The organism is Lutispora sp. (assembly GCF_041687175.1).
Classification (GTDB): domain Bacteria; phylum Bacillota; class Clostridia; order Lutisporales; family Lutisporaceae; genus Lutispora.
This window is the reverse complement of record NZ_JAWLCK010000018.1, coordinates 1-12,172: the sequence shown is the minus strand read 5'-3', so window position 1 is coordinate 12,172 and position 12,172 is coordinate 1. Positions and strand designations below refer to the sequence as shown.

The window sequence follows — 12,172 nt, the reverse complement described above, 5'->3', positions numbered from 1 at the left end:
AGATGAAGGAGCAAGCAATAGCAATTGTACTAGGGGGAACAAATCCACATATAGCGCTTATAAATAACCTTAAGAGAAGGGGTTATTATACCGTCCTTGTGGACTATTATGATAACCCTCCGGCAAAGGAAGCTGCAGATGAACATATTAAGGAGAGTACTCTTGACAAGGATAAGGTATTGGAGATAGCCAGGTCAATTAGTGCTAAGCTTGTTATAAGTGCATGTGTGGACCAAGCTAATGTAACTGCTTGTTATGTTGCTGAAAAACTAGGCTTGCCGGCTCCCTACAGTTATAAAACAGCACTGGAAGTCACCGATAAAGGATTAATGAAAAGAAAGATGATAGATAGCGGAATCCCAACGGCACGCCATATATATGCAGATGGGGTAGAAGCCTTTGAGCAATCTGAATTAAAATTTCCAATTGTAGTTAAGCCGGCTGACAGCAATGGTTCTGCAGGGGTGCGAAAGGCAAATTCCTACACTGAATTAAGTAATTATATAGGAGAAGCCCTGAAAATAAGCAGAAACGGTAAAGTTATACTTGAAGAATTTAAAGAAGGTGTTGAAATAAGCCTGGACTTCTTTGTTCAGAACATGGAGCCTCACTTAATAATGATTCGGGAAAAGTTTAAAATGATAAATAAAGAGGGTTCTGCAGTATTACAGTCACCGGGTTCCATAACACCCGGACAAGTTTCTCCAAGCGCAAGGGAAAAAGCAACAAAAATTGCAAAAAAAATAGTAGATACCTTTGACTTAAAAAATACTTCTTTACTGATACAAGCAATAGTAAAGGGCGATGATGTAAACATTATTGAGTTTGCACCAAGGGTCGGAGGTGGATTGAGCTATAGAACTGTTAAGCTTAATACCGGATTTGATATTTTAGATGCGACTGTAGATTCATATTTAGGAATTAAGACTGAATTAAAATATGAGCAGCCAAAATCATATTATTCTACGAATATTATCTACGCTTTACCTGGTGTATTTGAATCAGTCACAGGTTATGAGGAATTGATAGAAGATAAGGTGATCAAGGAGTTCTATTTCTACAAGACAAAAGGTATGCAAATTGGAGCCGATATGTCTACAAAGTCCAGAGTTGGTGCCTTTTTGGTACAAGCTGATAACAAGCAGGAACTGTTCGAAAAGATGAAAATAGCAATAGATAGGCTGGAGGTATATGATTCCATAGGGAATCCTATCATGAGAAAAGACATTTATCCGATATAAATAATAAGTATATGAGATATATAAATATGAATATGGAGAGTAAAAAATGAAACATCATCTATATAAACCAGATTTCGAATTTATTAAAGGGCCTATAGAATTCAATAAATACACTGATAGAGAAATATTGCAATACTGTTTAGGTGCTACTTTATATATGCCTGGGAAAAAAGACATAGCCAATACCATTTTGAATAAAGGATTAATGGGATTAACATCAATGGTTATGTGTTTTGAGGATGCTATTGCAGAAGAGGACCTGCCTGATGCAGAAAAAAACGTAATCACGCTTTTAGAGACTATTCTGAAGGCGTTAAGTTCCGGTGACATAGTTGACAATGATATTCCATTATTCTTCCTGAGAGTTCGATCTCCAGAGCAGTTTACAAGCTATACAAGCCAATTGTCTGCTGAACACTTAAAGGTAATAACAGGCTTTGTTTTCCCAAAATTCAATTCAAATAATGGCGGGCAGTATTTGAGTCAACTAAGAGCATTAAATGATAAATATGACGATATATTCTACGGTATGCCAATTTTGGAAGGCCGTGAGATTGCCTTCAAAGAAACCAGGGTGGATGAACTTAGTAAGATAAAAAGCTTATTGAAACCTTATAGGGAACTCATATTAAATATCAGAGTAGGAGCTACCGATCTATCTTCCAGCTTTGGAGTAAGAAGGGGAATTGACTATTCCATATATGATATATTGACTGTTAGAGATTGCTTATCTGACATATTGAATTTTCTCAGTAGGGAAGAAGACGGGTACGTAGTATCGGCACCTGTATGGGAGTATTTCCTAGCGGACAAGGGTATGAAGTTTAAGAATACTCTGGAAAGCAATATACATTCATCACTGCTAAAAAGAAATCTCATAGTTAATGAGGCGATTGATGGATTGTTAAGAGAGGTAATACTTGATAAAGCCAATGGGTTTGTGGGAAAGACAATAATTCATCCATCCCATCTGAAATATGTAAATGCAATGCAGGCAGTTACTGAAGAGGAATACAACGATGCTGTCCAGATTTTAGGGACTTCAGGCGGTGTAATCAAAAGTGCAACTGCAAACAAAATGAATGAGATAAATCCTCATAGATATTGGGCAACCAAAGTATACTCCAAATCAAAAGCCTATGGAGTAATTAAAGATGAGGAAAGCTATACCAAACTGTTTTTATAAGAAAATAGCAAATGAATAAAACTACATCCATTTACAGGACTTTGAGTGTTGTATCAATTGCTTGCATCAGAAAAAGATATTATGAACAGAGTAAAGAGAGATGGTGACTACATTGAAAACGATTTATACGCCTATTACAGAAGATATGGTCAAGGATCTTGAGGTGGGCGAAATGATAATGATTTCCGGATATATTTATACAGGGAGAGATGCAGTGCTGCCCAAAGTAGTATCACTGATTAAAAATAACAAATTGCAGCAGTCAGGAATTGAATTAAATGGAAGTGTTATATTTCACACTGCCGTGAGTCCGGCCGGAGTGGGACCCACTTCCAGCAATAAATATGAGATTGAAAGCAATATTCCCACTTTATCCGAAGCAGGAGTCAAGCTACACCTTGGTAAAGGCTCAATAAGTAAAGATACCATTGCATCGCTGAATAAATATAATTCTGTTTATGCTGTGATTCCTCCTGTTACGGCTTTGTTGTCAAGCAAGATAAAGAGTCAGGCGGTAGCAGCGTTTCCTGAAGAAGGTATGGAGGCATTACATTTACTTGAAGTTGACGATTTTCCGGCCATCATAGCGGTTGCTCATGGCAAATCTATATATTAGCATTTTGAAATTACTGGAGGTTAACAATGAAGCAAAATGGTTTGATTTGCAATAAAGTAAAGAATACTCTGATTCAGGCAGCTACTTGTTTTCGGAAAGATCAGAAAGAAGCATATAATAATGCTATCAATAAAGAGACAAATCCCAGAGCAAAATGGGTAATGGAAAACCTCTTGGAAAATGCTATTGCTGCAGAATTAAACAAGAGACCTTTATGTGATGATACAGGAATTCCTCACTTGTTCCTGGAGATAGGAAAAAATAAACAAGTTGATGGAGAATTACTGGAATCCATATATAAAGGTGTAGCAGAGGGCTTGAGAGAGTTGCCGGGCAGGCCTATGGCCATAAAAGGTGATACAGTGCAACGACTGGATCAATCCGGTGGATTGGATACTGATCCTGGAGCATTGATGCCGGCTCCAATTGTAATAAAACCGATAGTGGAGGAAGAGCTTAGGCTTCATATTCTGATGCAAGGGGGAGGTCCCGAAATCAGAGGAAAAACCTATCGTGTATTCCACCAGCACAAATTATCGGTTATTATTGACGAAATTGTAAGCTGGGCATTACAGGAAGCAGGAAAACTAGGATGTACTCCTTGCGTTCCTGCAATAGGAATCGGCAGATCCCATTTTGAAGCTGCCTCACTTATGATAGAAGCTATGGTGCATGGTGACTTCAGTAAACAAAGCGAATTAGAAAGAGAGATAACTCTTCGAGTAAATGAAAGCAATGTAGGTCCGCTTGGATTAGGCGGGCAGACAACCGCTCTGGCCACATTTTTACGTGTTGGTCCCCAAAGGGCAAGCGGAGTAAGGATTGTATGCCTGCGTCTTTGCTGTTGTATGGAACCGCGTGTTGCAAGTGTTTCATTATAAAAACAGGAGAGGTGATTGACTTGAATGAAAGTAATTATGTTTCTTCAGATGCAGTAATCACAGACAGCAAAATAGGCGATAAGGTAAAGATCTATAAAAATGCAGAGGTAAGAAAAAGCAGCTTGGAAGAATATGTGTCAATTGGAGACCAGACTATTGTTTTGAATAGTAATATAAAGAATAATTCTTCAATCAACCGGAGGAATTATATATATAGATCTTCTATTGGAAGTTACACATATACAGGGATTGGAAGCATGATTCGATCCGCTGAGATTGGCAACTTTTGCTCAATAAGCTGGAATGTATCGGTCGGAGGAGGGAATCATCAATATAATAATGTGACAACAAGCCCATTATGGAGGTTCCATATGATGGATAGCTTTGCCAAAAATCCAAAAACAGATATTGAGCTAAGCAAGACATTTAATAAACAAGCCCCGTGTATTATAGGGAATGACGTATGGATCGGAACTAATGCTGTTATTTTACGAGATATTAGCATTGGTAATGGTGCAATAATAGGAGCGGGTGCCATAGTAACAAAAGACGTAGAGCCATATTCTATTGTTGCAGGAGTTCCGGCAAGAGTAATTAAGAAGAGATTTGATGATAAAACCATTGAGCTTTTAGAAAAAATACAATGGTGGAGCTGGCCAAAAGAAATTATAAGAGATAATCTGGAACTCATATACTCTTCTGCTGTTGACGATAATGTCATTGAAAAGCTGATGCAGATTTCCAATAGTATAGATAAAGAAAACCTAGAGGGAGTATAATTATATGACAATTAATGTAACTCGTTCCTCAATGCCTGAATTTGAGGAGTATATTGAAGAAATCAGGGAATTATGGGATAACCGATGGCTGACAAATATGGGAACGAAGCATAAGAGACTCGAGGTCGAGTTAGCGCAGTATCTGAATGTTCCCAATATGACACTCTTTACAAACGGGCATCTGGCTTTAGAGTGCGCGATTGCGGCGTTTAACCTTTCGGGAGAGGTAATAACAACACCGTTTACTTTTGCGTCTACTACCCATGCAATAGTAAGAAACGGGTTGGAGCCTATCTTTTGTGATATTAATACACGTGACTACACCATAGATACAGACAAGCTTGAAGCACTAATTACCGAGAAGACAAGTGCAATTATCCCGGTTCATGTTTATGGAAATATATGCAATGTACATGCAATTAGACAAATAGCAGAAAAGTACAATCTTAAAGTGATATACGACGCAGCTCATACATTTGGAGTGACTGTTAACGGTCAGGGAGTTGGGAATTTTGGCGATGCATCAATGTTCAGTTTTCATGCTACAAAGGTATTTCATACTATAGAAGGCGGGGCTATAACCTATAAGAATCCAGAACTTCAAAAAAGACTGAATGATATAAAGAATTTTGGTATTACAGGCACCGAATCCGTCCAATATATTGGCGGAAATGCTAAAATGAATGAATTTCAGGCAGCTATGGGATTATGTAATCTCAGGCATGTCGAAGGTGAGATAGAAAAACGCAGGCTGGTGGTGGAGTATTATACAAAAGAGTTGAAGGATATTGAAGGTATAAAGCTCGTACAGTCTCAACAGGACGTGAAATGCAATTATGCATACTTCCCGGTAGTATTTGACGGCTATAAAAAGACAAGGGACGAAATATACGAAGAGCTGAAAAAACATGATATCATTGCCCGCAAGTACTTCTATCCTTTAACAAACAGCTTTGAGTGTTATAAAGGAAGGTTCAATCCCAAAGGTACTCCAGTGGCAGAATATATTGCTGATAGGGTTTTGACGCTGCCGCTTTATTCGGATTTAAATATTGAAGATGTTGATAGGATATGTAAAATAATAAAGTCATAGGGGTGAGTGTATTGAAGGGAATTATTCTGGCCGGAGGTAAGGGGACAAGGCTATATCCAATGACACAGGCCGTATCAAAGCAATTATTGCCTATTTATGATAAACCGCTGATATACTATCCATTGTCAGTTCTTATACTGGCTGGGATCAGAGAGATATTAATAATCTCAACACCTGATGATACACCGGTTTATGAGAGGCTTCTAGGAGATGGGTCCAGATTGGGACTAAAATTCTCATATAAGGTGCAGGAGACCCCGAGAGGGCTTGCAGATGCGTTTTTAATTGGTGAAGAATTTATTGGAGACGATAATGTCTGCCTTATACTTGGAGACAATGTTTTTTATGGACAAGACCTGACTAAAGTGTTGAACAGGGCTAAGAGGATAGATAAGGGTGCAACTATCTTCGGTTATCCTGTAAAAGACGCAAGGTCTTTTGGCGTTGTCGAGTTCGATAATAAGCATAAAGTCCTATCAATTGAGGAAAAGCCGGAAAGTCCAAAATCCAATTATGCAGTTCCAGGACTCTATTTTTATGATAATAGGGTTGTTGAGATTGCCAAGAATATAATGCCGTCAGCCCGTGGTGAAATAGAAATAACTGCTTTAAACAACGTGTATTTGGAGCAAGGAGAGTTAAACGTGATTCTTCTCGGGCGAGGTATGGCTTGGCTTGACACAGGCACGCCAGATGGGATGCTAAAAGCTGCCGAGTATGTGGAAGCTGTTCAGTCAAGACAAGGCTTTTATATTGCTTGTCTTGAGGAGATAGCATGGAGAAGGGGCTTTATCAATAATGATCAGTTAAGGGTTATAGGAGAAAGTTTGAGGATGACAGATTATGGGCAGTACATTATATCTCTGTTGAATGAATAATTAATCTGAATTGAGGGATTAAATGATGAAGAATATTCTAGTTACGGGTGGAGCAGGCTTCATTGGAAGCAATTTCATAAGGCATATGCTGGAGAAGCATCAGGAGTATAAAATCATTAATGTAGATGTATTGACTTATGCAGGTAATTTGGAAAATCTTAAGGGAATAGCTAATGAGCAGAATTACAAATTTATAAAGGCAGATATAAGGGATAGGAAAAAGATTGATGATATATTTACTACCTATAATATAACCACAGTAGTTAATTTTGCGGCTGAATCTCATGTAGATAGAAGTATAGAGGAACCCGAAGTATTCTTAACAACTAATATTATAGGCACGCAGGTTTTACTTGATACTGCAAAGAAATATTGGAAAGTCAATCCTGATGACAAGTATTGTAAACAGTATAAACCAGGAGTTAAATTTTTGCAGATATCTACAGATGAAGTTTATGGAGCATTAGGGTCAACGGGAATGTTTGTTGAGGCTATGCCGCTGCTTCCCAACAGTCCATATTCGGCATCTAAAGCGTCTGCAGATTTGATTGTTAGAGCATATCATGAGACTTATGGAATGCCGGTGAACATAACACGCTGTTCGAACAACTATGGTCCTTATCAGTTCCCTGAAAAGCTGATACCTCTTATGATTAACAACTGTATTAATAATAAAGATCTGCCGGTATATGGTGATGGTATGCAAGTAAGGGATTGGCTGCATGTATCCGACCATTGCTCAGCTATTGATACAGTTTTGCATAAAGGTGCAGATGGCGAGATATATAATATTGGTGGAAATAACGAGAAGACAAATATTGAAATTGTCAAGCTTATCATTAAGACATTGGGCAAATCTGAGGAATTAATCAAATATGTCAAAGACCGCCCAGGTCACGACAGAAGGTATGCTATTGATAATAGCAAGATTACTTCACAACTTGGCTGGGCGCCTGCATATACCTTTGAGGAAGGTATGAAAGAAACGATAGAGTGGTATTTAAATAATACGGATTGGATATACAATATAGTGTCTGGGGATTACCAGATGTATTATATGAAGATGTATGATTAGTACAAGGCTGTTTAAGAGCAATAGAAAACTAATTACTTATATTTCCTGGAGTTTAGTCACATTATGGATGCTTACTATTTTCAACTTATCTTCTCAAGCAGCCCAGCAGTCAAACAATCTTAGCACGGGAGTAAGTGAGGCAATTGTTGAGGTGATTGAAAAGGTCGCTCCTAAATATGATTTTGACATAAGAGAGCTTAATCACTTACTTAGAAAAAATGCACATTTTTTCTCCTACCTTGTACTTGGAGTATTAGTCATAAATGCATTGAGAAGAAGCGGAAATAAAAGAATGACGGGCTATGCTTTGGCTTTTGTAATTTGCGTTCTCTATGCAGTAAGTGACGAAGTACATCAATTGTTCGTACCTGGAAGAGGTGGACAAGTCACGGATGTATTGATAGATAGTGCTGGAGCGGCTGTCGGGATTACAGCATATTTATTGGTATTAGAAATAGTTAGAATTAGTAGTAGGGGAGTCGCTAATGGAGTCATTTATAAAAGAACTAATTAATTTTTTTCAGTTGAATTTACGGTAATGCTCACTGCAGCTGTTCCTATTATAGAGCTTAGAGGTGCCATCCCGGTGGGTATATCACTGGGGCTTTCACCAGTGCATGCCGCATTGATCAGCTTAATTGGGAGTATGATCCCGGTACCATTTATATTATTCACTATTAGGCGTGTCTTTAATTATTTGAAAAAGACAAAGGCATTCAGAAGCCTTGTGGATAAGCTAACCCACAGATCATTGTCTAAGAGTAAGAATATACAAAAATACGGTGTATTGGGTTTGCTTGTATTTGTGGCAATACCATTGCCGGGGACCGGGGTCTGGAGCGGGAGCCTAGCTGCTGCATTATTGGATATGAGGTTTAAGTGGGCATTTCCTGCTATTTTTATTGGAAATGTGATAGCTGCATTGCTTGTTATGATGTTGAGCAGTGAAGTGGTTAAGATATTTTCATAGTTTACAGAAACTAAATTATGAATATGAAGAATGACAGGTATATGCACATTTCTCTCCGAGCAATGTGCATTTTTGCTATCTGCCTTATAGCTGTTGAAAGAATTTTCCGACTGGTATAAAATAAAAATATAATATGACAGAGGAGGATGACTATGAGGAAACATAAGTTATTTGCCGTACTAATGGCAGCAGTACTAATGCTTGCTTCAATTCAAGGGGTTACAGTTCATGCTGAGAGCATTGGAGTAGAAGCGCAGGTATGCAGGGATTTGGGGTTGCTTCAGGGGGATGGTGCAAATGGGGTTACATCCCAGTATCTCTCAACGAATCCAACAAGATTACAGGTATACATCATCGCATTGAAGCTGAAGGGACTTTATAACGAAGCTGGAAAATATATAGGCAGCAACAATTTTAAGGATGTTTCAGAAGCAACTTGGGCAAAGAGTTATCTTGCCTATGCAAAGAATACTCCGGAATTGGGCTGGACAGGTTATGCCGACGGCAGATTCGGAATAAATGATGCAATAAATGCTCAGGCTTTTTACAAGGTTCTGCTTGAAATATTGGAATACAAGCAGAATGTTGATTTTACATATGCGGAGACCTTTGAGTTCGCAGAAAAAATTGGTCTTGTAGAAAACGTTTCCGAAACCAAGGCGATAAGTAATTTTACAACGAATGATTTGGCAAAGGGGATATACAGAGCACTGAGTACAAATGCAGCAGGTAAAGACAAGAGGCTTGTTGATGTACTGGCTGATAAAGGTGTTATTAAGCCGGAAATGGTTGAGACACTCGGACTTAACTTCAATATTCAGCTTAATGTGCATATGGAAAACAATATAGGGTGGGTTCCCCTTAAAGACACTTATGAAAAAATGAAAGGCTATGTAACGAAGACAGATAAGAACGGTGTATATTATGAGGTCAAAAAAGGTTCTGTTTTAATGAAAATAAGTGAAGGTATCAATACTGTCTATCTTAACAACAATAAGTTTACTCTTGAGAAACCGATTATAAAAGGCAAGTACGGAGAACATTATATTCCGGCATCCTTTGTAGTAAGTACTGCAAAGGACTTTGGATATGAAGGCAAGTACCTGAAAGAAGGAAAGATCCTTGAGCTTCGGGAGCTGCCGAGTGTCAAGGCTTCAGCTAAAGAGTTGGTTTTGCTGAATGGCAATAAGATTCCAATAAAGGTTGAGAAGAAATATTCCGGAATAAAAGAAGATGTCACCAGCCAATGTACCTATACGGTTACAGACGGCGGAAGCTTCGTCCATGTTGTAAGCACAACGGGAGAAGTTACAGGCAAGGCACTGGGTAGTGCGGAGATAGCTATAAACTATGCAGGTAATGAAGTTGACAGGGTTACTGTACATGTAGTGGAAGTGGTTCCAAAGTATTATCCTGTTTCTCGCTATGAACAAGTATTTGAACCAGCCTTTAGGTTGGATAAGCCTGATTACAAGGACACATACGGGGTAGTTTGGAATAAGATGTCAGGAGTTATCGCATCAACAAACGAAAGTGATGGAATGGATACAGAAAGCTCATTGAACCTATTAAACTATTCAAATGATGGATCAGGTATAACTGTTGACTTGTCAAAACTATTGGAGAATAGGGCAATCCGTGGAAAGACATGTACTGTAAAGTTATATGTGAAGGGAATTACTGAGAGTCCAACTCTTTATGTAAAGGCAAGCAGTAAATCGAAATACCAGCTTGAAACTAAGGAAAACACCATAATCTTAAGTAATATATGGAAAAGTACAGAGCTTATTAAAATAGATATACCACAAGACGCTACTGAGTTTAAAATGAGTATCGGTACAGGTAAAAATCAAGAAATAAGAATAGACGCTTTTACGATTATCACCAATTAAATAAAAAAATAGAAGGGCACAATGAATGAAATGCGCCCTTCTATTTTTAATTTGTATAGCTGTATCTTGTCAAAGACAGATACTGTGAGTTCAACTCTACTATGGTTGCCATAAGCATATTTTCCATATCCTTTAATGCTGATTCACTTATCTCATATTCTATTTTGGATATATCTCCGTTTTCATATCTGATTTTTGATTGAGCGAATGTTGTTTTCTGGTTTTCAAGACTTTTCCTCAAGTTGGCTATTGTATCAGTCATGGTTGTAATTGCTGCAAGCTGAGCTTGCAGTGAGATATCCAGTTCTTTCATGCTTTTATCATATTGATACAGAGTATTATCATAATCCCTATTTGCATCATATATCATATCATCAAATTTCTGGGACACGTTGTCGTTTTTGCTGCGGTTTTTATCCAGATAGTCGTCATATTCCTGCTGGGTCATGGACTTCCTGGTTTTTGCAAGCTCAAGCTCCTGTTTCAAATTGAAAAAGCTTGTGTTATTATTCAAATTATCTTGCTTTATCTTTTCCAGATCTATTGGTGCGGTATTTGGTATACTTATACTCATATCAATATCATCAATGTTTATATCCAGTTCCTTACCTATTTCCTTGCTCAAAGTAGTCATGGCGTTCTTTAGGCTGGAAAGCTTTGTACTGTAATTAGTCTGTGCAGTTTTGTATTCATTTTCAACCTTTGAAAGGTCTGTTTTTGTTATCATGCCGAACTCAAGCTTGATTTTTGCTATTTCAAGGTTCTTATTTACCAGTTCCATGTTACGTTTTGCGTCATCCAATTCATATTTGGCTTTCATTACTCCGTAGTAAGCTTGTGTAACATCATAGTCTGACTGCCATTTGATATCATTCTTCTTGAACTTTTCAAGTTCAACGGCGTTGAATGCCCTATCCAGATCCAATATGCTTGTTATCCTGTTTCCAGCTTTTTCAGCTGTGTTACTTCCTTTCGCACCGCCGGAGTATCTGGCTGACAAATTGACATACGCTTCCTTTTTCTGATTTATATAGCTGTCTTGAACCTTATACTGCTTGTTATTCTTCAGAGCCAGTTCCTTTGCTTCCTGCAGGGTCAGTATAGTCTTGGTACCCGTATCACCTAAGACAGTTATCGAAGATAATAGCATTGCGGTGCATAATATCAGTGCCAATCCTCTGCACAGTTTTTTCATTTTTGTTCCTCCATTTCTAATATCCATCTACAATATATACGTATGTACTTGCATAAAAGTTTCACCTCAAGCCCCTATTTCTATTGTTGTAACAATAAAGTAATATTAAGCATCTATAAGACTTGATTATGTCATTCTGAGTCTGTGGAGAATCTAATGTATAAAGATATTTATAAGGTAAGGCCAGGGGATTCCTTAAGGGTCAAGATCCTTCACTTTGTTCAGGATGACATTCCGGTGCTTTTGACAGTCATATCAGCGTATTTTCATTATATCACTAAACTAACTGTAAGCAAACATGGGTAATAATTGGAATATGAAGAAATACATTTCACAATTGCATGTTTGTCCCGGCTGGTATAAAAT

At 38.0% G+C, this 12,172-nt stretch carries 12 protein-coding genes; 11 read left to right on the top strand and 1 reads right to left on the bottom strand.

Annotation, left to right across the window (positions count from 1 at the left end; translation table 11 throughout):
* The first annotated feature begins 2 nt into the window (after positions 1-2).
* The 11 genes from ACESM9_RS04770 (at position 3) to ACESM9_RS04720 (ending at position 10,611) form a co-directional block, all read left to right on the top strand.
* A complete protein-coding gene (locus ACESM9_RS04770; RefSeq protein WP_372995823.1) occupies positions 3-1,241 on the top strand; it encodes an ATP-grasp domain-containing protein in 1,239 nt (412 codons plus the stop codon).
* Positions 1,242-1,287: 46 nt separating this feature from the next.
* On the top strand, positions 1,288-2,427 hold the full coding sequence (locus ACESM9_RS04765) for an HpcH/HpaI aldolase/citrate lyase family protein (RefSeq protein WP_372995821.1): 1,140 nt from the start codon (positions 1,288-1,290) through the stop codon (positions 2,425-2,427).
* Positions 2,428-2,527: 100 nt separating this feature from the next.
* Positions 2,528-3,043 carry a fumarate hydratase C-terminal domain-containing protein gene (locus ACESM9_RS04760; RefSeq protein WP_372995819.1) on the top strand — a complete coding sequence of 172 codons (516 nt, stop codon included), beginning with the start codon at positions 2,528-2,530 and terminating at the stop codon, positions 3,041-3,043.
* 26 nt (positions 3,044-3,069) lie between these two features.
* Positions 3,070-3,924: a fumarate hydratase gene (locus ACESM9_RS04755; protein ID WP_372995817.1), complete on the top strand. Its 855-nt coding sequence runs from the start codon at positions 3,070-3,072 to the stop codon at positions 3,922-3,924.
* A gap of 20 nt (positions 3,925-3,944) precedes the next feature.
* Positions 3,945-4,703, top strand: coding sequence for a CatB-related O-acetyltransferase (locus ACESM9_RS04750; RefSeq protein WP_372995815.1), 759 nt, complete (start codon positions 3,945-3,947; stop codon positions 4,701-4,703).
* A gap of 31 nt (positions 4,704-4,734) precedes the next feature.
* A complete protein-coding gene (locus ACESM9_RS04745) occupies positions 4,735-5,796 on the top strand; it encodes a DegT/DnrJ/EryC1/StrS family aminotransferase (RefSeq protein ID WP_372995814.1) in 1,062 nt (353 codons plus the stop codon).
* An 11-nt stretch (positions 5,797-5,807) separates the two neighbouring features.
* Positions 5,808-6,674: a glucose-1-phosphate thymidylyltransferase RfbA gene (rfbA, locus tag ACESM9_RS04740; protein ID WP_372995812.1), complete on the top strand. Its 867-nt coding sequence runs from the start codon at positions 5,808-5,810 to the stop codon at positions 6,672-6,674.
* Positions 6,675-6,699: 25 nt separating this feature from the next.
* The gene (gene rfbB, locus ACESM9_RS04735) at positions 6,700-7,749 is read left to right on the top strand and encodes a dTDP-glucose 4,6-dehydratase (RefSeq protein ID WP_372995851.1); all 1,050 of its coding nucleotides are present in this window, start codon (positions 6,700-6,702) and stop codon (positions 7,747-7,749) included.
* Positions 7,742-8,263, top strand: a complete 522-nt coding sequence (locus tag ACESM9_RS04730; protein WP_372995810.1) for a VanZ family protein — start codon at positions 7,742-7,744, stop codon at positions 8,261-8,263. The genes rfbB and ACESM9_RS04730 overlap by 8 nt, the downstream gene beginning before the upstream one ends.
* A 24-nt stretch (positions 8,264-8,287) precedes the next feature.
* Positions 8,288-8,719 carry a COG2426 family protein gene (locus ACESM9_RS04725; protein WP_372995808.1) on the top strand — a complete coding sequence of 144 codons (432 nt, stop codon included), beginning with the start codon at positions 8,288-8,290 and terminating at the stop codon, positions 8,717-8,719.
* Positions 8,720-8,871: 152 nt separating this feature from the next.
* Entirely contained in the window at positions 8,872-10,611 is a 1,740-nt protein-coding gene (locus tag ACESM9_RS04720; RefSeq protein ID WP_372995806.1) for a hypothetical protein, read from the top strand.
* A gap of 46 nt (positions 10,612-10,657) precedes the next feature.
* Here the strand turns inward: ACESM9_RS04720 and ACESM9_RS04715 are convergent, their stop codons facing one another.
* On the bottom strand, positions 10,658-11,806 hold the full coding sequence (locus ACESM9_RS04715; RefSeq protein ID WP_372995804.1) for a TolC family protein: 1,149 nt from the start codon (positions 11,804-11,806) through the stop codon (positions 10,658-10,660).
* Between the last annotated feature and the right edge of the window lie 366 nt (positions 11,807-12,172).